General features: G+C 70.5%; 24 protein-coding genes. 16 read left to right on the top strand and 8 right to left on the bottom strand.

Annotation, left to right across the window (positions count from 1 at the left end; translation table 11 throughout):
* Positions 1-58: 58 nt before the first annotated feature.
* Positions 59-235, top strand: a complete 177-nt coding sequence (locus ACFV2X_RS43745; RefSeq protein WP_385627149.1) for a hypothetical protein — start codon at positions 59-61, stop codon at positions 233-235.
* Positions 236-377: 142 nt separating this feature from the next.
* On the opposite strand, the gene ACFV2X_RS43740 is transcribed toward ACFV2X_RS43745, so the two are convergent.
* Positions 378-599 carry a hypothetical protein gene (locus ACFV2X_RS43740; protein ID WP_385627147.1) on the bottom strand — a complete coding sequence of 74 codons (222 nt, stop codon included), beginning with the start codon at positions 597-599 and terminating at the stop codon, positions 378-380.
* 308 nt (positions 600-907) lie between these two features.
* On the opposite strand from ACFV2X_RS43740, the gene ACFV2X_RS43735 reads away from it, so the two are divergent.
* The 3 genes from ACFV2X_RS43735 to ACFV2X_RS43725 are packed head-to-tail and all read left to right on the top strand — an operon-like array spanning position 908 to position 2,512.
* Complete coding sequence (locus tag ACFV2X_RS43735) at positions 908-1,162, top strand: hypothetical protein (protein ID WP_385627145.1); 255 nt, start codon at positions 908-910, stop codon at positions 1,160-1,162.
* On the top strand, positions 1,134-1,649 hold the full coding sequence (locus tag ACFV2X_RS43730) for a DUF6879 family protein (protein ID WP_385627144.1): 516 nt from the start codon (positions 1,134-1,136) through the stop codon (positions 1,647-1,649). Before ACFV2X_RS43735 ends, ACFV2X_RS43730 begins: the two co-directional genes overlap by 29 nt.
* Positions 1,650-1,663: 14 nt before the next feature.
* Entirely contained in the window at positions 1,664-2,512 is an 849-nt protein-coding gene (locus ACFV2X_RS43725) for a helix-turn-helix domain-containing protein (protein WP_385627142.1), read from the top strand.
* A gap of 28 nt (positions 2,513-2,540) precedes the next feature.
* Here ACFV2X_RS43725 and ACFV2X_RS43720 read toward each other — a convergent pair whose 3' ends face one another.
* Positions 2,541-3,323: a GntR family transcriptional regulator gene (locus ACFV2X_RS43720; RefSeq protein ID WP_385627192.1), complete on the bottom strand. Its 783-nt coding sequence runs from the start codon at positions 3,321-3,323 to the stop codon at positions 2,541-2,543.
* Between the two features lie 170 nt (positions 3,324-3,493).
* On the opposite strand from ACFV2X_RS43720, the gene ACFV2X_RS43715 reads away from it, so the two are divergent.
* From ACFV2X_RS43715 to ACFV2X_RS43685, 7 genes are all read left to right on the top strand, one after another.
* Entirely contained in the window at positions 3,494-4,681 is a 1,188-nt protein-coding gene (locus ACFV2X_RS43715) for a helix-turn-helix domain-containing protein (protein ID WP_385627141.1), read from the top strand.
* A 147-nt stretch (positions 4,682-4,828) separates the two neighbouring features.
* Positions 4,829-5,209, top strand: a complete 381-nt coding sequence (locus ACFV2X_RS43710) for a hypothetical protein (RefSeq protein ID WP_385627140.1) — start codon at positions 4,829-4,831, stop codon at positions 5,207-5,209.
* The gene (locus ACFV2X_RS43705) at positions 5,210-5,380 is read left to right on the top strand and encodes a hypothetical protein (RefSeq protein WP_385627138.1); all 171 of its coding nucleotides are present in this window, start codon (positions 5,210-5,212) and stop codon (positions 5,378-5,380) included.
* A 14-nt stretch (positions 5,381-5,394) separates the two neighbouring features.
* The gene (locus ACFV2X_RS43700; RefSeq protein ID WP_385627137.1) at positions 5,395-5,646 is read left to right on the top strand and encodes a hypothetical protein; all 252 of its coding nucleotides are present in this window, start codon (positions 5,395-5,397) and stop codon (positions 5,644-5,646) included.
* A 130-nt stretch (positions 5,647-5,776) separates the two neighbouring features.
* Positions 5,777-6,067 (top strand): hypothetical protein, encoded by a 291-nt coding sequence (locus ACFV2X_RS43695; protein WP_385627136.1) that lies wholly within the window; start codon positions 5,777-5,779, stop codon positions 6,065-6,067.
* Positions 6,068-6,203: 136 nt separating this feature from the next.
* Positions 6,204-6,419: a type II toxin-antitoxin system VapB family antitoxin gene (locus ACFV2X_RS43690; RefSeq protein ID WP_385627134.1), complete on the top strand. Its 216-nt coding sequence runs from the start codon at positions 6,204-6,206 to the stop codon at positions 6,417-6,419.
* Entirely contained in the window at positions 6,416-6,838 is a 423-nt protein-coding gene (locus ACFV2X_RS43685) for a PIN domain nuclease (protein WP_385627132.1), read from the top strand. Before ACFV2X_RS43690 ends, ACFV2X_RS43685 begins: the two co-directional genes overlap by 4 nt.
* Before the next feature lie 15 nt (positions 6,839-6,853).
* Here the strand turns inward: ACFV2X_RS43685 and ACFV2X_RS43680 are convergent, their stop codons facing one another.
* From ACFV2X_RS43680 to ACFV2X_RS43665, 4 genes are read right to left on the bottom strand one after another with little or no spacing between them, the layout of a single operon-like run.
* Positions 6,854-8,287, bottom strand: a complete 1,434-nt coding sequence (locus ACFV2X_RS43680) for a hypothetical protein (protein WP_385627130.1) — start codon at positions 8,285-8,287, stop codon at positions 6,854-6,856.
* Positions 8,288-8,302: 15 nt separating this feature from the next.
* A complete protein-coding gene (locus tag ACFV2X_RS43675) occupies positions 8,303-9,883 on the bottom strand; it encodes a hypothetical protein (protein WP_385627128.1) in 1,581 nt (526 codons plus the stop codon).
* Positions 9,861-10,667, bottom strand: a complete 807-nt coding sequence (locus ACFV2X_RS43670) for a hypothetical protein (RefSeq protein WP_385627126.1) — start codon at positions 10,665-10,667, stop codon at positions 9,861-9,863. Before ACFV2X_RS43670 ends, ACFV2X_RS43675 begins: the two co-directional genes overlap by 23 nt.
* Positions 10,664-11,356 carry a hypothetical protein gene (locus ACFV2X_RS43665; RefSeq protein WP_385627124.1) on the bottom strand — a complete coding sequence of 231 codons (693 nt, stop codon included), beginning with the start codon at positions 11,354-11,356 and terminating at the stop codon, positions 10,664-10,666. The genes ACFV2X_RS43670 and ACFV2X_RS43665 overlap by 4 nt, the downstream gene beginning before the upstream one ends.
* Before the next feature lie 343 nt (positions 11,357-11,699).
* On the opposite strand from ACFV2X_RS43665, the gene ACFV2X_RS43660 reads away from it, so the two are divergent.
* Positions 11,700-12,422, top strand: a complete 723-nt coding sequence (locus ACFV2X_RS43660) for a 4Fe-4S cluster-binding domain-containing protein (RefSeq protein WP_385627122.1) — start codon at positions 11,700-11,702, stop codon at positions 12,420-12,422.
* Between the two features lie 190 nt (positions 12,423-12,612).
* On the opposite strand, the gene ACFV2X_RS43655 is transcribed toward ACFV2X_RS43660, so the two are convergent.
* The gene (locus tag ACFV2X_RS43655) at positions 12,613-13,749 is read right to left on the bottom strand and encodes a macro domain-containing protein (protein ID WP_385627120.1); all 1,137 of its coding nucleotides are present in this window, start codon (positions 13,747-13,749) and stop codon (positions 12,613-12,615) included.
* A 158-nt stretch (positions 13,750-13,907) separates the two neighbouring features.
* Between ACFV2X_RS43655 and ACFV2X_RS43650 the strand changes: the two genes are divergently transcribed.
* The 4 genes from ACFV2X_RS43650 to ACFV2X_RS43635 all read left to right on the top strand — a co-directional run bounded on the left by ACFV2X_RS43650 (position 13,908) and on the right by ACFV2X_RS43635 (position 20,714).
* Positions 13,908-16,406 carry a protein kinase gene (locus ACFV2X_RS43650; protein WP_385627119.1) on the top strand — a complete coding sequence of 833 codons (2,499 nt, stop codon included), beginning with the start codon at positions 13,908-13,910 and terminating at the stop codon, positions 16,404-16,406.
* Positions 16,403-17,995, top strand: coding sequence for a hypothetical protein (locus tag ACFV2X_RS43645; protein ID WP_385627117.1), 1,593 nt, complete (start codon positions 16,403-16,405; stop codon positions 17,993-17,995). The genes ACFV2X_RS43650 and ACFV2X_RS43645 overlap by 4 nt, the downstream gene beginning before the upstream one ends.
* Complete coding sequence (locus tag ACFV2X_RS43640; RefSeq protein WP_385627115.1) at positions 17,992-20,115, top strand: AAA family ATPase; 2,124 nt, start codon at positions 17,992-17,994, stop codon at positions 20,113-20,115. The genes ACFV2X_RS43645 and ACFV2X_RS43640 overlap by 4 nt, the downstream gene beginning before the upstream one ends.
* A 176-nt stretch (positions 20,116-20,291) precedes the next feature.
* A complete protein-coding gene (locus ACFV2X_RS43635; RefSeq protein WP_385627113.1) occupies positions 20,292-20,714 on the top strand; it encodes an FHA domain-containing protein in 423 nt (140 codons plus the stop codon).
* Positions 20,715-20,754: 40 nt separating this feature from the next.
* Here the strand turns inward: ACFV2X_RS43635 and ACFV2X_RS43630 are convergent, their stop codons facing one another.
* A complete protein-coding gene (locus ACFV2X_RS43630; protein ID WP_385627111.1) occupies positions 20,755-21,387 on the bottom strand; it encodes an RES family NAD+ phosphorylase in 633 nt (210 codons plus the stop codon).
* Positions 21,388-21,412: the final 25 nt, after the last annotated feature.

Raw genomic sequence — 21,412 nt, 5'->3', positions numbered from 1 at the left:
GGGAGAGGCCAGGCCTGGCCGGGAGGGGTCCCCGCAGGGGCGTGCCAGGCTCCGCCGCATGAAACGCTGGAAGTCCGCGATCGGGCTCGTCATCTGTCTTGGTGTGACGCAGCAGGCCAACACGCCGGGCGCGCTTTACTATTCGGCCGTATGGCAGGACCTCGGCCTGATCGGAACCGTCGTCTTCCTGGTCGTGCTGTGCATCGGCCCGAGAAAGAACGGCCGAGAAAAATAACGCCGCGCCGGCCGCAGGCCATGCCGGCCCGACGGCCACGGCGACGGTCCCCGGATCTGCCTACCGATCACAAGGGCGGCTGCGGTAAGCAGCAAGAAGCCCCGCCCATGCGCCACGGGGACGACACACGGACGGGGTCGGTTCACTCAGCCACGGGCGTGCCAGGGGCTTGCTTGCCGCCCTGCTCGCCGCCCTGCGGTGCGGGATCGCGGGGCGCCTCCGGGGGCAGGGGCCCGCCGTCGTGCTTCCCGCCGTCGTCCTGGGCGACCACCGTCAGGTCATGGGGGCGCCGGAACGGGACTCCGCGCCAGCCTTCGGCGTCAGGCGTGCGCGTCTCATACGTCTCGACGGCTGCGGCGCTCATCTATCAACCTCCTCCTTCCTCAGGGGCCGTGCCGTCCTACCGTCGAGAGCACAGCCCGTAGCCCGCAGAAAGCTCTGCGATGGGGCGCCCGCCCCGGCGCTCACCTGTCCAGGGTTTCCGTCGCCGAGGCGGGAATCTCACACTCCGTGTGGTGCTGACGACGCTAGAAGCTGGCTCCTTCCGAGCTCCACAAACTTGCATGAGCTTGCACATCAATTCACCTGACCGGATCCTGGTATTGACGTCGTCTTCCCTGTTCAACAAGGCTTGTGCAAACACAAGCAACTACCCGGAGCAGGGAGGAAACCATGGCTGTGGAGTTCGTCGGCATCGATCCCGACACCGACCGGGATCACTGCCCCACGGTGTGGGTGGACGTGAAAGCTCAGGAGATCTTGTTGCAGGGGTGGAAGCCAGGCGCCGAGACTCAGGCCCAATGCGAGGAAAGCAGCCCCGCGAACGGCCCGGTGCCCGACAGTGAAGCGATCGTCAGGATCCCGGCACGGATGATCCCGATGGTCAGGGAGGCGTGCGATGCCGTCGAGCGTGCCCAGCTTCGCTGAGCTGCTTGGCCGGACTGAGCGGTCGGCCGTCCATCTGGAGCTGCGAGACTCCTACGCTCCTACGGAACGGTTCGAGGCATGGCGGCGCGGTGAGCGCATCAACTGGGACGATCGCGAGTCCTGGTGGCATCCCTACGATCAATTGATCGCGGACACCGTAGCCCGGGGTGTGGCGATCCGCCGGGCCCGAGTCGTCTCCGAGCCGGTATCGGAGTACATCCGGTGGGAGCACTACGTCACCCACGCCAACGTCACGGCGGGTGAGGAGGTACGGTGGCTGCCCCGGCGTCTGACCACGAACATTCCTCTGCCTGGGAACGACTTCTGGTTGTTCGATGGCGAGTTGCTCAGAGTGCACCACTTCTCGGGCGACGGTGAGGTGGTGGAGGACGAGATCACAGCAGACCCGAAGACCGTGAAGCTATGCCTCAACGCCTTCGAGGCGGTTTGGAAACGAGCAATTCCGCACCACCTGTATGAGATCTGACGAAAGCCGGCTCCATGCCCCCACACCCCTCTTCGAGCGTTCAGAAGGCTCGCGAAGATCTCGCCGGTCGCCTGCGCGAGATCCGAAGGGACGCGGGGATCACCGGGCGGGAGCTGGCCGTCAGGTGCGGCTGGTCGGAGTCGAAGTCATCCCGCATAGAGAACGCCAAGACGCCACCCTCTGATGCGGACATCAGAGCATGGTGCCGAGCCTGCGGCGCAGACGACCAGATCTCTGACCTGATCGCGGCCAACAGGCAATCCGCTGATGCTCATGTTGAGTGGAGACGACTCCAGCGGAGCGGCCTTCGCCGCCTGCAAGAGTCCACGGGGCGCCTGTATCAGCAGACGGGGTTGTTCCGCGTCTACGTCTCCGACGTGATCCCCGGGTTCCTCCAAACGCCCGGATACGCCGCTGCCCTGCTGTCGTCCATCGCGGACTTCCGAGGAACCCCGGACGACGTGAGTGATGCCGTGGCGGCACGCATAAGGCGGAACGCGGTACTCAGAAATGGCGCCCGCCGGTTCTCCTTCGTACTGGAGGAGTCGGTATTGCGGTACCGGATATGCGGCGCCGACACCATGTCGGCCCAACTTGGCCACCTTCTGGGGGTGATGGACCTCCAGAACGTCGCCGTGGGCATCATCCCCTTCTCGGCAGAACGAACCGTGTGGCCCATGCCCACCTTCACGATCTTCGACGACACCAGGGTTCACGCGGACACGCTGGATGCCGCCCTGACGCTCATACAGCCCAGCCAAGTCGAGTTGTACGCTCAAGCCTTTGACCGGCTTTCGCAGGGGGCTGTGCGGGGAGCCGCGGCGCGTTCTCTTGTGGTGAGTGCGTTGGCTTCGCTGGACTGAACAGCCGACCGGCCACACAAGGCGCCGCTCAAGAGTGCGAGAACTCGTACTGCAGCTCATAAAGATGACCTGCCTTGGCCATCACCGTAGCCTCGATGGGCCGTTCACCATCGCTGTACACGACCCGCAACGTCCGCAGGACGGGCAGATTTCCTGGCAAGCCGAGCACGGTGTACTGCTCCTGCGTGGGTACCCGGGCGGACACCTTGTCCACGCTGAGCCGTGGCGGGTATCCCAGCTCCGCCAGCAACGCCGGGGTACCGCCCTTGATCTTGCGGCGATCCATCATCGCCGTCCCGCGAGCGAGCTCCAGCGGATAGTAGGACTTCACCAGCTCCACCGGCTCGTCATCCAGCGACAACACCTGAGCCCGCAGCAGCGCCGTCCCGCCCTCCGGAAGCCTCAGCGCCTCCGCCACATCGGCGGGCGGCCTCACCTCGGCGACTTCCAGAAGGCGGCTACTCCCGCGCGCCTGGTGCCCGGCGGCCGCCTCGCTGATCCACCGATACGGCTCCCCCGGCGCGGCCGGCGCCATGTACGCGGCGGGCCGCATGGTGCGCTGCCGGTGTTCCCGTACGGTAACGGCCGCCCCGGCGCGGCCGACCGTGAGGCCCTCGTCCTTGAGCAGTTGCAGCGCCTTCTGCACGGTCGCGTTCGACGCACTGAACCGCTCCTTGAGCTGCGCAGTCGAGGGAAGCCCGGCGCCCGGCCGGAGCTCGCCCGACATGATCTCGTCCCGCAGATCCGCGGCGATTCGCTCATGCAGCGACCGCCGGTCGATCGCGTCCTGATCGGCCTTGGGCACGGTCATCCCAACCCAACTCCAGTTCGGGGTCTGCGGCAGCGTGCGGATGGCGATCCCGCCGTAGACGAATATCGACAGGTCGGCGACGGCCCCCGCCGGGTGACGGGAGCCGATCACCGTTCCCCTGAGTCTGACCAGGGGTACCGTTCTGGTGTCGATGCAGAACGGAGACCAGTATGCCCCCGAACATTGACGAGCACACGGGTGCACGCATTGCGCACGCGCGCAAAGTCCGCCGATTGACACAACGCGAGTTGGCCGACCTCTCGCACGTCTCCTACAGCACTCTGACCAAAGTGGAACAGGGTGTCTTGCCCGCGAGTCCATCCGTGATCGGCGCGCTCGCTCGTGCCCTTTCCGTTCCGGTTACCGAACTGACCGGTCAGCCTTACCTTGAAGAGCTGCGACAGGACCAGCTGGACGGCCTGATCAACCCCATCCGTGAGGCCCTGAACCTCTACGACCTCGGCCCCGACCCGGACGTGACCCCGCGCCCGGTAGAGGAATTGGAGGCGCACGCGGAGAAGCTGTGCGCCATGGTCCGCGCGACGAACATCAAGCAGGTCGCCGCCGACCTTCCCGGCCTGATCCATGAGGCGACGACGACGGCGCACACCAACCCAGTCGACTCCAACTGGCGCTTGTTGGCGAGCACATACCGGACCGCGTACGACGTGACGACGAAGCTAGGGTTTCCCGACCTGTCCACGGTGGCGCTGGACCGAATGGACTGGGCAGCGCAGCGAGCCTCCGACCCGGTGCTGGGCGGGATGCGTCAGTACATGCGGGCGCTCGCCGATCTCCGGGCAGGCGACTACCGGACGGGCAAGCGGCTTGTCGGGTTGGCGATGGCCACCTTGGAGCAGGCCGAGCCGGGGCGCGCGGCCGACGTCGTCATGGGACAACTCCACCTCGGGGCCGCCGTGCTGGCGGGGCGTAGCAAGGACAAGGTCGCCGCAGAGGGACACCTCAGTGCGGCAGAGCGAATTGCGGAGGGGACGGGCCCCGCCGAGAAGGTCCACTGGCTGTCTTTTGGACCGGCCAACGTAGGTGTACACCGAGTCAGCGTGCTGGCCGAGCTCGACCTGTACGCCGAGGCTGTCCACTATGAGCAAGAGGTCGCTATCCCGGACGGGTGGCCCCCGTCCCGGCTCGCGCACCACCACGCCGAGGTCGCTCGAGCGCAGATGTGGACGGGTCGCACGGACGCAGCGTTCAAGAGCTTGTTGAAGGCACGCAAGCTCGCACCACAGCAGACGCGGTACCACCCCACAGTGCGGGAGACATACGCAGGGCTGGAGGCAGCGAAGCGCAGGATGCCGGACACCTTCAGCAACTACGGCTCATGGTTGGGCACGGCGTGACACAGAATCAACCAGTGGCCGGGGCTATCAGCGACGTCTGATAGTTCCGGCCACTGCGTATGGGCACGATGCGAGGGTCAGAAGACCCCCGCGACCGTGCGACCGGCCCGGGGGCAGCGGCCCACAACCCCTGGGAGGTTGATGAGCATGGTCTACGTTATCGCGTGGATCTTCGAAGCACTGCTACGGCTGGTGTTACCGCCGTCAGGCCGTCACCGCGCGGCCGACGGCCGTCCCGCCGTGCAGCACCGGCAGGCGCCGACGATGCGCGCAGCGCGGGTACCCGACACACTCGCCCGGCCCGTGGCGGCGGAGTGCGTGAATGCCTCCGCCGTCGAGTTCCGCCCGGTTTCCGGGTCGCCGGATGGCCACGGGGCCGCCATGATCCGGCCCTACGTCGTCGCCCACGAGCAACTGGAGCGCGCGGAGCGTCGACTGCGGCGGCAGCGTCGGCGGGCGCTGTGGCTGGCCGTGCACGGGATCGATGTCAGGCCGCGCCTGATCCACGGCGTGAAGGTGGCGGCGTAGATGGGTACCCCGACCACGCCCCCGTCGCCGCAGGCACAGGACGACGGACAGAGCGGGCAGCAGCAGGGGCAACATGGCAGCGACGACCGCCCGACCCTTGAGGAACTGCGGCGGCAATCCGCCGCGCTGAGCGAGCAGATCACTCAGCATCTGGGGCGGGGGTCCAAGTGACTCAGGGGCGAGCAGTGAAGGGCGAGGACTGGACCAAGGTCCTGCCCAGTCTCGCGATCGGCATGGTGGTCTACGACCGGCGTTACGAGATGCCCGGGACCATCGCCGACTTCGACGGGCCGATGGTGTGCCTCACTCGCCCCACCGGCCTCGCGTGGCGGTCGCACAGCGTCTCGGTGCGCCCCGCTACCGCGTACGAGCGGCGGCAACTGCGGGCCCTCGCCCGGCTGCACGCCCAGCGCCAACGAGGCATCGCCCCCGCATAGACCGCCACCGGCCACCAGCACCACGGTTTGCGGTGAGTATGGGACGGCGACACGCCGACGTCACGGCGTGTCGGTGTCTCATACTCACCGCAAAGTCGCCAGGAGCACTTCGCCAGATCGGTGATCAACCATGACAGACAGGCCCTGGCACGCCGAATGGACGTTCATCAGCGCATCCGGGGTCACCACGGGAGCAGTCGACCATGCACGGTATTTCGATATCCGCACGGCCGTACTCAAGGCCGCCGACAAGTCGCGACGAGATCTTTCCCGTGGGGGAACCGCCAAGAGAAGCACGCCCTGGAGGCTTCTCGTCGGAGCCCTCTACTCCGAAGCGATGCTGTCCGCAGACGAAACCAGCACATGGCACTACGTGAGCCCGGACGGCTGGGCGAACGTCACCATTCGCTTCACCCCGTAGCGGCACCACCAGGCCCCAGGGCACCGTGCCACCGGCGCACGGGATATCCCCACCCGGCGCCTGGCGGCCCGCATGGCCACATGCCCCACATACGGAGATATACTTGATGCGTAACTTGATATCTTGGAGGGTGGACATGACTCGGACTGTGATTGACCTCGATGATGACCTGGTCGCCGACGTCGCAAAGGCCCTCGGCACCAGATCCAAGAAGGAGACGGTGAACACCGCCCTGCGTGAGGTGCTGGAGAACCGGCGACGCGCGCTGGCTCTCACCCGCTTGCGCGCCGCGGCCGAGGACGGAGCCCTCGATCTGGAGATCTTCGAGGACAAGAGGAACTATCGGCGGTGAACGCGGCACAATTCCTGATCGACACCAGCGCGCTGGCTCGCTTCTTGCGCGGCGACGCGGAGCAGTACGGCTGGGACCGGGCCGCCGCGGCCGGACTCATTGCCACCTGTCCCATCACCGAGCTCGAATTCCTCTACAGCGCGCGCTCCACGGCAGATCGCACGCGGGCCATCGATGATCTGCGGCTGCTGTTCGGCTGGGTGCCCGTCGACGACCGCGCCTACGATCGCGCGTGGCAGGTCCAGGAAGCGCTGACCAAGCGTGGACAGCACCGTAGCGCCGGAGCCGTGGACCTGGTCGTCGCCGCTACGGCGGAACTGCAAGGGCTGACTCTGCTGCACCGCGACCGGGACTTCGAATGCATCGCAACGGTGACGGGCCAAGCACTCCAGTGGTACGGCCCCGAAGCCGGCAAGTGAACGGGGCGGCGAGCGTCACCGCGCTGAGCGCGCGCCGCCGCGACGGGCGACCCGGCCCCGGATTCCCGGGCCGGCGGGGCCGCCCGGCTGGTCGCCGCGCGGGGTCACGCCGAGGCCCTTGAGGCGTTCGAAGTCCGCCGCGTCGATCTTCTCCAGGACCTGCAGCTGCCGCTCCAGCGCATCGGACTGCGAGCCGAAGTCCTCGTGTCTGCGCAGCGCGTTCGCGGTGGTGACGTGGTAGCGGGCGAGGGCGACCTTCAGGCTGCGGCTCTCCAGGACCATGCGGTAGATCGTCTCCTCCGCCAGGGCGTCCTGGACGGATCTGACCGGCCGGGTGAAGAAGAGCGTGACGATCTGGCCGGCGCCCAGGGCGCCGAGGACGGCGGGGCTCTGCCAGCCGACCCGGCCGGGGAAGAAGACGCCCAGGAGGGACAGCAGCAGGGCGGTCAGCAGCAGACAGGTGCCGAGGCCCAGCAGGAACTTAGCTGCGAAGCCGACGGTGCGCTGGGCCTGTCTGAGGCGTTCGGAGGTCTGGATGCGGTAGTCGCGCAGCCGGGCGTCCTCGTACGAGAGGATGCCCTGCTTGTCCTGGATGTACGAGGAGTAGCCGGCGAACTCCGCGTCCCCGCCCCCGCCCCGGGTGAGCCGCCGGTCGTCGTCCGGGCGGGAACCGAGGAAGCGGGCCAGTTCCGCGAGCCCGGTCATCACCTCGGTGCGCAGCACGCGCTGGCAGAAGTCCAGGGCGGTGAGGTGGCGTTCCAGGGTGCGGCTGGCGGCGAGGGCGTCGGAGACGACGAGTTGCCGGACGTCGTAGCGGGAGCGGATGCCGGTCAGCAGGAGCTGGATCTTGATGTCGGTGAGCACGCCGATGACGACGACGTGGGTCGTCTCGTGCCTGCCGTCGGCCAGGAGCTCGTCCAGCAGCGCGGCCAGCGGGGACGGTTCGCGGGTGGCAGGGGTGTCCTGGAAGTCGTAGAGGGTGTTGGAGCGCACGTGGTGGACGCGCAGTCTGCCGCCCCAGTCGTCCTCGGGGCGGCAGTCGGGCGGCGGTTCCGGGGCCAGCAGGTCGGTGAGGCCGTCGACGTACGCCGCTCCCCAGGTGTCCGCTTCGCAGTGCGCGCCGTACTGCCTGCGTTCGAGGTCGTACGCCTCCCCCGGGACATGCCAGTCCCGGACGTTGATCAGGTGGAGCACCCCGTCGCCGTGGCCCCGCATACGCGAGCCCACCGTGGCGTCGAGGAAGCGGGCGAGGGGCGAGTGGCGCAGCTCCGCCTCGGGCAGCACCCGGCGGTGGCCCTCCGTACGAAGGGCCTCACCGCCCTCGCTGTCCAGCAGCAGCTTGGACACCGCGCCCTCCGGCAGCGACAGCTGACAGTCCAGATTGAGGAAGAAGTCGTTCTGCAGGCACTGCGTGATGAGGATGTACTGCTCCTCGCCCGCCGGTTCCATCGGTCATCAACCCCCTCAGCGCGGCAGCAGCGGCCACTGCTGCGACAGCCGCTTGGCGGCCTCGGTGACCGCCGAGTCCGCGCACTTCCCCGCGAGGCCGTCCAGATAGGCGTGGGCCGCGGCCTCGTACAGGGCGTCGACGGCGTACAGCCGCGCCTCATGGGCCGTCCGGCGGGCTCCAGCGCGGGCTTCCAGGGTTTCCATGGCCTCCCTGGCGCGCTCCCGACCGGCGGTGTCCGCCTCGGTCTGCTCCTCCAGCTCCCGCAGCTGCTCGGCGGTGGTGCGGTACGCCGCGAGATACGGGTGTTCCTCGCCGAGCCCGAGCAGGAAGGCGATGCCTCCGGAGAGCAGCAGCAGCGCGACGAACATCAAGGAGACGCTGTGCGGGTCCAGATTCAGGGACTCGATGAGGCTCGGCTGGTTGCCGATGCTGTCCCTGACGTCCTGGGGCACATCGGCCGGCAGTTCCAGCGGGGGCTCTTCCTGGAACGCCACCTTGGCCCGCAGATCGCCCAGCGCCCAGGCCCCGTACGCCCATACGCCGATCAGCGCGAGGGCGGGCACGGCCGACAGCCGGACCGCGCCGGTGACGGACCGGCGCCGCAGGATCCGGCCGCCGATGTGCGGGGCGAGGATCATCGCCACGGCGACGGCCACGGTGAGGCTGACGGAGAGCAGGTTGGCGAAGGCCCCGACGCCGTGCAGATTCTCGAACACGGTGTAGTAGACGGGGAACTCGACCGCGATCAGCAGCCCCAGCACCCCGATCTTGATCCAGCGGGGCATACCGGGGCGGGCCGCCGCGCCCTCCCAGGCCGCCCTGTTGGACAGGGCCCGGTCGCGGTCGAACCCGTCGGCCTCCTCCGCCGCCGGGTCGCGCTCCGATATGGCCTGCCAGCGGGCGTGGCTCCGGCCGCCCTCCGGCTCGTCGTCGCGGTACTGGGCGGCGGCTCGGCGGTCGGCGGCGGGGCCCTGGGGTCCGTTCCCGTCACTGGTGGCGTCGGTGCCGTCGGACCAGTCGGGGGGCATACGGTTGCGCAGCCAGCGCCGTTCGAAGCTGCCCCGCACGGTGTCGCGGAAGGTCTGCCACCGGTCGGCCCGCCGCGCCAGCCGGTCCAGCTGCGCGGTGGTGACCATCTGCTGCCGCTCCAGGACGGTGCGCCGCCGGTTCGCCCGCTCCAGCCGCTCACCCGCGGCGGTGGCCGCCGCCCGCACCCGGCCGGCCTCCAGCGCGCCGTCCTCCTCGGCCCGCGCCGACTCCTCGGTGAGCCGGTGCTTGACACCGTCGCGCAGGCTGGCCAGTTCGGCGAAGTACGGGATCCGGTCGGGGCTCGCCAGCACCCAGGGGTCGTAGACCTGCCCGGCCCCGGCCGCCGCGCCGTGCTTACGGGCCCGGTCACGCAGCCAGGTGCTGTCACCGGCGCGGATGAGATCCGACTCGACGGGCTCCGGCTGCGGCAGGGCCCCGTCCGGGAAGTGGCGCGCGGCGACACGGCCCCGGCGGCGCCCGCCGTCGGGGCCGGGCCTGTGGCGGCGCAGTCTCAGCCGCCGCGGCTCGTCCTCGTCGTCGCCGCTAACGGTATGTGGTGTGGACATGTGCCTTCACCCTCCCCTCCAGGAGCTCCGTCCAGAAGGAGTTGAACTGGTCGTACCGTGCGGTGTCGGTGTGGTACTTCATGCCGTAACCCACCGGATAGATATCGGCGCCGGACAGCTCCGGCTCGTGGTGGGACTTGAGGAAGGCGTCGATGGTCTTCGCCCGGCTCGCGGCGGTGGACAGGTCCTGCCGCCCCAGCCGGAAGTCCGGGTCGCCCTGGTCGAAGTCGCTCACCACCAGCACATCGAACGAGTCGTCGCCGCCGGACGGCTTGGTCAGCGCGATACGCGACAGGCCGCCCAGCACATCGGAGCCCGGCTCCTCGTTCTGCGCGCACTCCAGCAGTTTCCGCGCGCTGGAGAGGGCGACCGCCCGCATGGCTTTACGGGTCCGGTCGCGGTCGGCCGTCTTCGAGGTGTCCGGGTCCAGGTCGAGCGGGCTGACCTGGCACTTGGACGCCTGGGAGACCTTGGTGATCGGGGCGAAGGACGTCTTGCGGCACTTGTTGTCCGACAGAAAGGTGTTCAGCACCGCGTTGAGCTTGGCCTTCGCGTCGAAGCCGGTCTTGTTGGCGGCGGCCGAACCCGAGCCGTCGACCACCACACCGCAGGCCTGCGAGTAGCGCTTCGGCTCGTTGGACACCGCGTCGCAGGCGGTGGCGGCGGTCGCCGCGATGGTCAGCACCAGGGCGGCGGTCAGCGCGCGGCGGGGGGCTCGGCGGGGGGCCGGGCTCTGTCGGCGGCGCGGGAGTTTGGGTTCGGGGGTTGGGCTGGTGACGGTCATCGCGTACTCCTCCCGCCGACGCGGTGGGTGTTGTGGGTGTTCTGCCGCTCGAGTATCTGGAGCGCCCGGGACGTGGCCGTCCGGGCGTCCTCGTCGTCGGCCAGCAGCCAGACGTCCGGCCGGTGCCAGGACGGGTCCAGCTCCACCCGGCCGGGCAGCCAGTCGCCGGGCGGGCGCCCGGCGAGGCGGATGAACTGGGGGTGAGTGGCGCGCACCGCGTCCCAGTAGCAGGCGAGTTGCTGGTTGGCCTGGTCGGCGACGGCCTGCGCATGGGAGCGGCAGCGGTCGACGGTCGTACGCCACTGGCCCACCCACTGGCCGTACCGCGCGAGCGCGGCGGGCCTGGGGTCCTCGCGGACGTCGTACTGGGTGACCACGCGCACCGACTCGGCGCGCAACTTGCTGATGAGGGCGTGTTCCTGCCCGATCATCGAGGAGCGCATCTGCTCCATGGCCCGGCGGGCGGTGGTCCGTACCTCCATGACGTACGCGGGGAGCGGCAGTTCGTCCGGGTCCGGAGGCTCGAACAGCTCCGGCGGTGCGCTCTGCCGCCCCTCGAAATACCGGACGGGGATGCGCGGCACGCCCCGCTCGCCGTCGCGCTTCCCTCGCCACTTGGCCCTGAAGCGCGCGATACGGCCGAGGTGTCCTCGCCGCACCACGCCGTTGACGCTGTCGGATCTGATCATGGATTTCTCTCCCCCGATTTCCCTCGGCGCGGAATTCGGCTCCGGATGGCCGCATCCGCATCACGGGAGCGGCATTCCGCTTCCCTTCCCGAAGCGGCACGGCAATCGAGCCGAATACCTGTTCAGACCGTAGCGGTCAGCTCATACCCGGGAATGCCCTCCGACCGTGCCACTCCCGAAAACGCCCGGAAGCTGCCCGGAGAACGCCCCCTTAGTCGCCTGACGCCGGGTCATACTGGAGTGGTTCCGAGGACTTCATGTCATCGATCACGGCGATCATGGAATATCGATCATGGAATTGGGCACGGTTTTGGCCGAGCCGGACGGGAAAGGAGGCGGGCCGGTGGAAAACGCCCCCATGGGCCGGGAGCCGGTGCCGGTTCCGGAGCTGCTCCGGGTCAGTCAGACGCACTACCCGGTCGAGACCCTGGGCCCCGGGCGGCGGCTGGGCATCTGGCTACAGGGGTGCGGGCTGGCCTGCGCCGGGTGCATGTCCCGGCACACCTGGGACCCGCGGGGCGGCCCCTCCCGTACGGTCGCGTCCCTGCTCGACCTGTGGCGCGCGGCGCTGGCGGATGGGGCCGACGGGCTGACCGTCAGCGGCGGCGAACCGCTCGACCAACCGGCTGGGCTGGCCGCCCTGCTGGCCGGGGCGGCGGCGGTGCGCGCGGAGGCGGTGGCGCCTGGCGGCGCGGCGTCCGGCCGCGAGGTCGATTTCCTCCTCTACACGGGATACGAGGAGGAAGAAGTGGAGCGCGACCCGGCGCGCTCCGCCGCCGTCCACCACGCCGACGTCGTGGTGACCGGACGCTTCCGGGTGGCCGAGCCCACCGAACTGGTCTGGCGCGGCTCGGCCAACCAGCGCATGCTGCCGCGTACGGCACTGGGGCGGGCGCGCTACCAGGCGCATCTGGCCCGGACGGCGAGCGGATCCCGTCTGCAAGTGGTCGAGGGGGAGGGCGATGTGCGGCTCTACGGAGTGCCGCGACGCGGCGAACTGGCGGCGCTGGAGCGCCGGCTGCGGCGGGTGGGAATCCGCCTCACGGGGCCCAGCTGGCGGCCTTGAGTGGTGGCGGGGGTGGGCGTCCGCACGGCCGGAGTCAGCACGGTCGGTCTGGCGGCAGCGGGAGTTGGCACGGCCGGAGTCGCTGCGACCGACGTCAGCACGATCGGAGTCCGCACGACCGGCCACCCCACGGCCGGAATCCACCCGACCGGCCACGCCACGGCCGAAACCCGCGCGTCCGGCGTGGCGGCTACAGCGCCCCCACGGCCTCGGCTATCTCCCGGCTCCTGACTACCAGATGTACCCGCCAGCGCGCGTCCCGGGCGAGTTCGTCGCGGATCGCCCAGCGCAGCCAGGTCGCGCTGACCGCCGGTGGCAGACCGCCGCGGCCTGCGCCCAGCAGTGGGAAGCAGATGGACGACAGGGCCGGCTGGTAGCGGTCGCGCTCCGCCCGGGCGAGGGCGAAGCAGGCGCTGACCGCGCGGGCGATGCTCTCCGGGCGTACGTGGTACGTGTCCTCCTCCGGCGTGGCCACCGCGGCGTGGTAGATCCGCCGGACGCCGCGCGCGGCGAGCGCCCCCGACGAGGTGGGCACCACGGTGCCCGGCCGGACCGGCAGGCCGGGCCGGCCGTGGGCGCGCAGCCACGCCGCGAGTTCGCGTGCGAGTACGTCGTCGACGATCTCCCCGGCGGGGTCGCGTACGGCGGCGGCGAGGCGCAGCGCGCCGGAGACGGTGGGGCGGAAGGTCTTCGACATCTCCAGGTAGACATTCTCCGAGGAGACCAGCACCTCGATGTCCCGCAGCAGTTCGATGGGCGACACATGCACGGTGAAGGTGCTACGCGCGTCCACCACCGGCACGCCGTCGACCCTCAGCGGAGGCCCCTGACCCGCCCGGCCGCCCGGTCCATCCGTTACGCCCGGTCCGGCCATCAACTCACCCAACCCGCCCGGCGGCTGTGCTCCGGAGAACACCAGCCGTTCCCGCAGTACGGTCAGCACGGCCTCGGCCAGCTGCTCCATCACCTCCCGTTCCTGCCGCTTGCGGAACCCCTCCGTGCTGACCCCGTACACCGCGGCGGCCAGCTTGCGGCGGTCGGAGGCGGGGTCGCCGCGGCGGTCGGGGAGCAGCCCGAAGGTATGGGCCGCGGCGCGGCCGAGCACACCGTTCTCGCCGAGCCGCCGGACGGCGTCCTTGAGCAGGGCCTCGATACCGGCCGGGGCGTCGTCGGGGCCGTCGCAGAAGCCACCCGCCACGGCCGCCGCGCGCAGCGCCGGCCGATCGGTTCTGCGCAGGTCGGCCAGGCCCGGTCTGCGGATGTCTTTCAGTTCATTCAGGAGTTGATCGTATGTGGGCAGATCTGACGGCCATGTCTCCTGACTCATGGTCACCAGGCTAGCGAGGGCCGCCGGAAGAGGAAATCGTTGTCGCCCTTTGCCGTACCCGGTAATTCCCGGCCACACGGGAACACATTTCCGATTTCCGGGGCCGTGAATTCCTTGATCCACAAAGACAGCGCCCGCCCACACACGAGGTGACCTACATGACCCAGCCCCTCGAGGACCCGCCCGCCACGGAATACGAAGAGCAAGAGGAACACCGCACGCTCGACGAATACCAGGAATACGGCGCCAGCCCCCCACCCACCGAACACGAAGAGCCACCACCTCCGCCACCCCCACCGACCGCCTCGCCCAACGCCGCGGCGGCCGGGGCGCTCACCGAGGACGAGCTCCCCGGGGCCGGGCCCGCGCAGGTCGCGCACGGGGGACGCGACCTGCGCGGGGACACCGCCCTGCTGCCGCTCTCGCTGCGCGACCGGTTCCGGCTGCGGGCCGTGCTGCGCCGCCCCGAGCATCCGTACCAGGCGGCCGTCTACCGCGTCGAGGACGACCGCGGCACCCACATCCTCAAGTGGTACCACCGCGGCCACGGCCCGGACCGCACGGTGTGGGAGCTGCTGCGCGACCGCCCGCGCCGCCACCTCACCCAGTTCACCGAGACCGACGAAACCGGGGCGGACGGCCATCCGTACGACCTGGTCCCGTCCTACGGCGAGACCGACCTGGCGAGATACCTCAGGGACAACCCTGGCCCCGTCGACCCCGGGCTCATCCAGCGCGTCGTAGGGCAGCTGCACGAAGCCCTCACCACGCTGCACGAGCTGAACATCGTGCACCGGGACCTCAGCCCGGCCAACGTCGTGCTCGGCAGCCTCGACCCGGACGCCCCGAACGCCCCGGACCTCACCCTCGTCGACTTCGCCGTCTCCGCCTACGAGCCCGCCGAGCGCTACACCCGCAACGAGCGCTGGGTCGGCACCGCGCTCTACATGTCACCGCAGGCGTCGCTGCGCAACCAGCTCATCCACCCGCCCGCCGACTGGTGGTCGCTCGGGATGATCGTGGCCGAGATGGCCGGCGGCCGGCACCCCGTCCCGTTCACCGACAACGACTTCGTACGGGAGGAGATCAGCTCCCGCGCCCCGGACCTCGCGCTGGTCACCGACGCCCGGCTGCGGCTGCTCTGCATGGGCCTGCTCACCCGCGACCCCGAACACCGCTGGGGCACCGACGAGGTGGCGCAGTGGCTGGTCGGCGGCAGGCCACCGATCGCCCCCTGGGAGGAGGGCACCGCCCCCGGTGCGTCGGACCCGGCCGAGGACCCGGGCATCGAGCCGTATCCGTTCCTCGGCGAGCAGTACACCCGGCCGAAGCAGCTGGCCAAGGCGTTCAGCGACAACTGGCGGCAGACCCAGCACACCCTGGCCCGGCGGCGCCCCCGAGGGGAGTTCACCCGCTGGCTGCGCCAGTTCGAGAACAGGCCGGGCTTCGACGCCGACGAACTGGCCGCGCTGCTCGCCCTCCTGGAAACCGAGCCCAGGCCCGCCACGCTGGTCCGGCTGATCTCCTGGCTCGGCCCCACCCTCGACGCCTCCTACCGCGGGTGGCCACTCGACCCCGAAGGGTTGGGCGGGTTGCTGCGGACGGCCGGGCGCGGCGACGAGTTCGCCCTCTCCCTCGTCAAGGACCTACAGGACCACACCATCCTGCCGCTGCTGGAGCAACGGCCCGGCGGTGAAGGGCTCGCCAAGGTGCACGAGCGCTGGCTGACGGCCCGGTCCCGCTGGGAGCACACCGTCGAGCAGGTGGTCACGGAGTCGCCCCTGCTGCGCGCCGCGCGCGCCGAGGTACGCGCCGCCACCCGGCTCGACCGCACCCGGCTCACCGCGCTTCTGTCGCAGGCCGCGGCCCCCGAGGCGCGGGGGCCGCAGCTCCGGGACCGGACCGCCCGCATCCAGGCCGCGCTGGAGCAGCCGGTGGCCTGGTACGACCGGCTGCTGCGCGACCCGGACGACCTGGTGCGGCTACAGCTGGCCGAGTGGCTGGCCGGATACGCCACGCAGGAGTCGGCCGAGGCGCAGCGCCGGATCGACGAACAGCGTGCCGCCCTGCGCGCCGAGCGCGCCGCCCTGCGCACCGAGCGCGACCTGGACGTGGCCACGCTGTGGGTGCGCAGAGCGGACATGCTGCCCACGCTCGGCTGGGCCCTCGGCGGCGCCATGGCCGTGGTCTGCCCCTGGATTCTCCTGATCGGCCTGGCCGACCTCGCGGGATGGGCCGCGCAGAGCACCGTACTGACGGCCTGGATGCTGGCCCTCCCGGCGGCCACCACCGTTCCGGCGCTGGAGCTGTGGGCGGCGTACCGCATCGGCAGCCCCTTCTACCACCCGCGCCGCTCCCTGGCCGGGCTGCTGATCCGCCGCGCGCTGCCCGCCGCCCGCTTCATACACACCCCCGGCGCCCGCTTCCCGGTCCGCGGCCTGCTGATCCTGCTGCCGCTCGGCCTGATGTGGCTCACCGTGGTCTACGCCGCCTGGGTGTGGCCGCTGGCCACCGTGGCCGCCCTCGGCTGGTGGACCTGGCACCGGCTGCGCGGCTGGCGGCGCTACGTCGCGGAGCTGCGCGGCCGTGGCAATCGGGCCTACCCCGGCCGCTGGACGACGGCGGCCACCATGCCACGGACGGGACACCACATATGAGTTCAGGAGTAGCCGTCACCGGCGTCGACGACGTGATCCCGACGTTCTTGTCGCAGCCCCCTCCGGAGGTGCCGCAGCACATCGCAGGCAACCTCGACATAGGTATCAGCGACCATGTGGGCGACGCGGTCCACACCGCCGCCAGTCACGCGATGGACTCGGCCATGGACCAGCTGCACGACATGGTCGTGCCCGCCCTGATCGGCCTGAGCGCGCTCGGCGGCGCCCTGCTCGTCGGCCGCGCCGCCATGGCCACCGCGCAGCTGCTCTCGAAGGCCGTCATCCGCGCCGCCGCGAACCAGGCCGAGCTGGAGCAGCGGCAGCTGGACGCCTGCCAGGCCGCGGCGTGCTGGAAGGAAGCCGCCTTCGCCGCGGCCCGGCTCAACGCCCGTATCGACTCACTGCACGCCCGGTTCCGGCGCACAGGCCCGACCACCGGCCCCGACGGCCCGCCCGACCTGCCCGACCTGCCGCCACCGCTGGACCTGAACGGTCCGAGCCTGGAGCAGATGTGGCGCCGACTGGCCGCGACCGACCGCCAACTGCGCTGCGCCGAGGCCGCGTACGCACGGGCGACGATGGCGGCCGCCGCCGGCCCGGTGTCCGTAGACCATCCCGACACCGACGACGGCTGGCACGCCAAGCTGCGCGACCGGCGCCGGCGGGCGCTGGAGGAGTACGAGCAGGCCGCCACCGGGGCCGAGGCACCGCCGACCGCCGCTGTACGGCCGCAGCCCACCGTGGCGGCGGGCGCGCTCACCGAGGACGAGGTGGTACGGCGGGGCGCCGAGCTGCTGGCCACCCTCCCGCACCACATATCCGCGGCGGACTACCGGCTGGTGGAGGATCAGATCGCCAGTGCGGCGGAGGTCGTCGCCCGGCGGCCCTCCACCGCCAAGCTCCATCTGCGGCAGGCCGCCCACTTCGCCAAGCAGAAGACACACGAGGCCGAGCAGCGGCGGGAGCACGAGGAGTGGGCGGCCCAGCAGCTGGCCTTCCTCCGGGACGTCCCGCCCGGCATTCCCGGCCCGCTGCCGGACGCCACGGCGGAGATAGCGATCCTGGAGGGAATCCTGGACAAGGGCGGCGCGCTGGTGGACGCCGAGCGCAAACGGGTCGAGGACCGCGTCAAGGAGCGGGTCAAGGAACGGGTCGGCGCGTACGAGCGCGCGTACGCCGCGGAGGTGATCCGCGCGGCGGTCGAGCACGTGGAGCACGAGACGTGCACGCACTCCACGTCCGGAACGGTCCGGGTGCTCGACTGGACTCCGCCCGACTGGGGCGACGACCACTGGCTCCGCGTCAGCGTGGACGTACACGGCTCCGCCCGGGTCGCCACCATGCACCGCAAACGCGACCCGGCCGAGGAGACCGACGCCGCCCGCGCCCTCGACCGGAAGCGCTGCGCCGAGGCGTCCCAGCACCTGGAGGCGTTGGGGCGGCTGACCAAACAGGCGGGGCTCAGCCTGACGTTCGACCTCGGGCAGCCGCCCGAGGAGTCGGCCAGGCCCACGAAGAGCCAGCCGGCCCGTATCGACCGGCCCGCGCCCAAAGCCCGCACCCGCGACGACCAGGAACGGCGCCGATGACCATGACCGAGACAGGAAAGCCACCCGCGTCCCCGGCGGCCGGCCGCCGGGAGCGCGTCCTCCCGGCCTTCGCCGAGGAACTGGTCGGCACCCTCAGCGTGCACTCCCAGTACGTGCTGCACGGCAGCATCCGGGACATCCATCTCGTCCGGCACGACAAAGACCCCGACGAGGGCGGCGCGGAGCGGCAGTACGACGACCACCACACCCTCACCGAGGTGCTGTGGAACGCCCTGCGGGAGGAGGGCTACGAGGTGCTGATCCGCTTCGACATCGCGGACGGCTTCACCGTCGTGACCGGCCGCGCGCCCAAAGACGATCCCGTGGCCAAGGAGGTGCGCGAACTGCTGCACGGCCGGGACGCCCCCAGGGCCGCCCGCGCCCAGCGCGCCGACACCCCCACACACCTGGCCGAGGCCGAACGCACCCTGCACTCGATCGTCACCGGTTGGAAGCAGCAGGTGCAGCGGGCGAAGAAGACACCCGAGGTCCGTCCGCGCCCCGAGCCGCCCCAGCGGCAGCACCCGTACCGCGTGGTGCTCCTGATCGACTACGCCGCCCGTATCCCCACCGATGTCACCCGCCTCAGCGACCCGGAGCGGGACTTCTTCCTCAACTGCCTCAAACTCGCGGAGGACGCACGGCCGATCCCGGACCCGGACAGCGGGCGGCGGCTGTTCAACCCCGTGATCTGGCTCGCCGACGGCGAACGCGACCTGCCCACCTGGCTGGTGGCCGGCAGCGAACGGGTCCGTACGATCGGCATCCCGCTGCCCGACCTGGGCAGTAGGCGGCGCATGGCCCAGCTGCTCGCGGCCGAGCACATCGCCAAGTCCGGGGGCAGCAAGGACACGGACGGCCAGGTACGGCTCGACAAGAAACAACTCGGCGGAGGACTACTCGGCGGAGGACTACTCGACGAAGAAAGGCGGCCGGACGAACACGACGTCGACACCTTCGCCCGGGCCACCGCCGGGCTGACGCTGCGCGCAATGCGGGAGAGCGCCCATATGGCTCTCGACCGCGGACTGTCGTTCGCCGAGATGCGCGACGCCGTACGGATCTACCAGCTCGGCGTCAAGGACAACCCCTGGCAGGCCGATTACGTCCGCGAGCAGATCAGGAAGGGCGAGTCGTACATCCGCTCGCGGGTGAAGGGCCAGGAGAAGGCGGTCGGCAAGACCCTGGACATCCTCAAACGCGCCGCCCTCGGCCTCTCCGGCGCCCAGGCCTCCCACCCCGGCAGCCGCCCGCGCGGCGTCCTCTTCTTCGCGGGCCCGACCGGCACCGGAAAGACGGAGCTGGCCAAGTCGGTGGCCACGGTGCTGTTCGGCACCGAGGACGCCTGTCTGCGCTTCGACATGAGCGAGTTCTCCGCCCCGCACTCGGTGGACCGGTTGCTCGGCGCGCCACCGGGATACGTGGGCTACGAGGCGGGCGGCGAGCTGACCACGGCGGTGCGCAACGACCCTTTCCGGGTCGTGCTGTTCGACGAGATCGACAAGGCCGACAAGGGCGTGCTCGACAAGTTCCTTCAGGTGCTGGAGGACGGGCGGCTCACGGATGGGCAGGGGGTTACGACGTACTTCAGCGAATGCGTGCTGATCTTCACCTCCAACCTCGGGGTCAGGAAACGGACGGGTGAGGGCCGGCGCGAGGGGCGGGTGGCCGAGCCGGGCATGCCGTACCACCAGCTGGAAGAGATCATTCTGACCAACGTCAAGGAACACTTTGTCGAGGAGATCGGCCGCCCGGAGCTGATGAACCGGCTCGGCGGCAATGTGGTGGTCTTCGACTACATCGACGCGAAGGTGGCCGCCGAGATCTTCAACTCGCAGGTCGGCAACATCCAGCGGGTGCTGCGGGAGGAGCAGGGCGTGCATCTGCGCCTGTCCGACGATGCGCATCAGGCGCTCTCCGCCCACTGCACGGCCGACGTCGACAACGGCGGCCGTGGCATCGGCATGCTGCTGGAGACCCATCTGATCAACCCGCTGGCCCGCGCGCTCTTCGACCAAAAGGAGCTGGCGGGCACGGCGGTCACGGTCACCGGCGTACGACCGGCCGGGGACGGAACGGTGGCCCTGGACCTGCGGGTGGTACGGGGTGGCGGCCGGTGAGCGGGGACGGCTGGGTGCGCATTACCGATGACGAGGACGATGAGGCAGAGGAGCCGGGAGGGGTAACGGGGACGAAGGCCCCACGGGAACCGGAGCCTGAACCGCCAACCGAGTGGGTGGGCCTTGAATGTGCCGCACCCCCCGGTCCCCCCTTCACTCCCGATGACACCTGGGACGTGGTGTCGAAACCCTGCTGGAACTGCCGTGAGCAGGTCGCCCCTCGGGACCCCCGCTGCACCGCCTGCGGCAGCACGCGCACCCATGTGCTGCTGATCTGCTCCGATCCCTGCCTGGAGCTCAGACACGGCCCCGGCGCACCGCTCACCCTGGGCCGTCACCCGGACTGGGCACCGGAAACCGCCGCCGTCTTCGCCGACCGGCCGAAGGTCTCCCGCCGCCATGTGTCGATCACGGTGGAGCCGGACGGGCGCGCCTGGGCCGAGGAGCCGCCCGAGGGCAGCCACAACGGCACGTTCATCAACGGCGCCAAGCTCATGCCGGGCGTCCGCACCCCCCTGCGCGACGAAGACCAACTCCGGCTCGGCCTGCGGATCAGCATTACCGTACGGCTGTACGGCCCAAACCCGGGCCCCGGCTGACCCCGGCGCGGGGCGGCAACCCCCGTGCCGCCCCGCGCGCTCACATCCGCATGCCGGGCGGCACGATGACCGCCCGCAGCGGAGCCAGGAGTTCGTTGGCCACGCTCGCCCCCTCGAAAGTCCCCAGGTTGTGGGCGTAGTCCGGCACCGCCTTCAGCGGCTCGGCCCCGCAGCGGTCGCCGAACAGCACCAGCGCCCGGCGGTCCCGGTGCCGCCGCGACTCCCATATCAGCCCCTGGGCCTCCGGCGCCTGGCGCCGGATCTCCCGCGCCCAGGCACGGGTCTGCGCATAGCCCGGCCCGTCGGTCTCCAGCAGCCAGGAGTTCTGGAACACCCCGGCCAGGTCCTCCTCCTTGACCAGCCGCACCAGCGTGAGGTCTTCGGTCACCCGCAGCTTGGAGAGCGACCGGATCGCGGCCTTCGCCCACGGCACCTGGCGCATCCCGGCGGGCCAGGTGAACTCCATGTCGCGCAGCAGCACCTCGGCCAGGGTGGTGGCCGATTCCAGGGCCGCGTACAGATACGGATACGGGTCCTCGGCCGTGCCGTCGAAGCGGCTGCCGCCGAAGTGGGAGTGCGCGGTGACCGGGTTGAACTCGGTGCAGCAGTACGCCGTTTCATGGCACCGCCACAGCTCGGTGCCCGCCTCCAGACCGACCAGGGTCGGGCTCATCCGCGCGTCCTCGCAGGGAGCCTGC

The sequence above is a fragment of the Streptomyces sp. NPDC059679 genome, from assembly GCF_042734105.1.
In the GTDB taxonomy this organism is placed as follows: Bacteria; Actinomycetota; Actinomycetes; order Streptomycetales; family Streptomycetaceae; genus Streptomyces.
Note: the sequence above shows the minus strand (reverse complement) of the source record. Positions and strands in the feature narration are given on the sequence as shown.

Bases quoted from the DNA above. Each gene is read 5' to 3' on its own strand.
- ACFV2X_RS43690 (WP_385627134.1), top strand. From the start codon at position 6,204: ATGACTCGGACTGTGATTGACCTCGATGATGACCTGGTCGCCGACGTC.
- ACFV2X_RS43695 (WP_385627136.1), top strand. From the start codon at position 5,777: ATGACAGACAGGCCCTGGCACGCCGAATGGACGTTCATCAGCGCATCC.
- ACFV2X_RS43640 (WP_385627115.1), top strand. From the start codon at position 17,992: ATGACCATGACCGAGACAGGAAAGCCACCCGCGTCCCCGGCGGCCGGC.
- ACFV2X_RS43705 (WP_385627138.1), top strand. From the start codon at position 5,210: ATGGGTACCCCGACCACGCCCCCGTCGCCGCAGGCACAGGACGACGGA.
- ACFV2X_RS43680 (WP_385627130.1), bottom strand. From the start codon at position 8,287: ATGGAACCGGCGGGCGAGGAGCAGTACATCCTCATCACGCAGTGCCTG.
- ACFV2X_RS43655 (WP_385627120.1), bottom strand. From the start codon at position 13,749: ATGAGTCAGGAGACATGGCCGTCAGATCTGCCCACATACGATCAACTC.
- ACFV2X_RS43740 (WP_385627147.1), bottom strand. From the start codon at position 599: ATGAGCGCCGCAGCCGTCGAGACGTATGAGACGCGCACGCCTGACGCC.
- ACFV2X_RS43735 (WP_385627145.1), top strand. From the start codon at position 908: ATGGCTGTGGAGTTCGTCGGCATCGATCCCGACACCGACCGGGATCAC.
- ACFV2X_RS43630 (WP_385627111.1), bottom strand. From the start codon at position 21,387: ATGAGCCCGACCCTGGTCGGTCTGGAGGCGGGCACCGAGCTGTGGCGG.
- ACFV2X_RS43720 (WP_385627192.1), bottom strand. From the start codon at position 3,323: ATGACCGTGCCCAAGGCCGATCAGGACGCGATCGACCGGCGGTCGCTG.
- ACFV2X_RS43730 (WP_385627144.1), top strand. From the start codon at position 1,134: ATGCCGTCGAGCGTGCCCAGCTTCGCTGAGCTGCTTGGCCGGACTGAG.
- ACFV2X_RS43670 (WP_385627126.1), bottom strand. From the start codon at position 10,667: ATGACCGTCACCAGCCCAACCCCCGAACCCAAACTCCCGCGCCGCCGA.
- ACFV2X_RS43745 (WP_385627149.1), top strand. From the start codon at position 59: ATGAAACGCTGGAAGTCCGCGATCGGGCTCGTCATCTGTCTTGGTGTG.
- ACFV2X_RS43650 (WP_385627119.1), top strand. From the start codon at position 13,908: ATGACCCAGCCCCTCGAGGACCCGCCCGCCACGGAATACGAAGAGCAA.
- ACFV2X_RS43665 (WP_385627124.1), bottom strand. From the start codon at position 11,356: ATGATCAGATCCGACAGCGTCAACGGCGTGGTGCGGCGAGGACACCTC.
- ACFV2X_RS43715 (WP_385627141.1), top strand. From the start codon at position 3,494: ATGCCCCCGAACATTGACGAGCACACGGGTGCACGCATTGCGCACGCG.
- ACFV2X_RS43725 (WP_385627142.1), top strand. From the start codon at position 1,664: ATGCCCCCACACCCCTCTTCGAGCGTTCAGAAGGCTCGCGAAGATCTC.
- ACFV2X_RS43710 (WP_385627140.1), top strand. From the start codon at position 4,829: ATGGTCTACGTTATCGCGTGGATCTTCGAAGCACTGCTACGGCTGGTG.
- ACFV2X_RS43645 (WP_385627117.1), top strand. From the start codon at position 16,403: ATGAGTTCAGGAGTAGCCGTCACCGGCGTCGACGACGTGATCCCGACG.
- ACFV2X_RS43675 (WP_385627128.1), bottom strand. From the start codon at position 9,883: ATGTCCACACCACATACCGTTAGCGGCGACGACGAGGACGAGCCGCGG.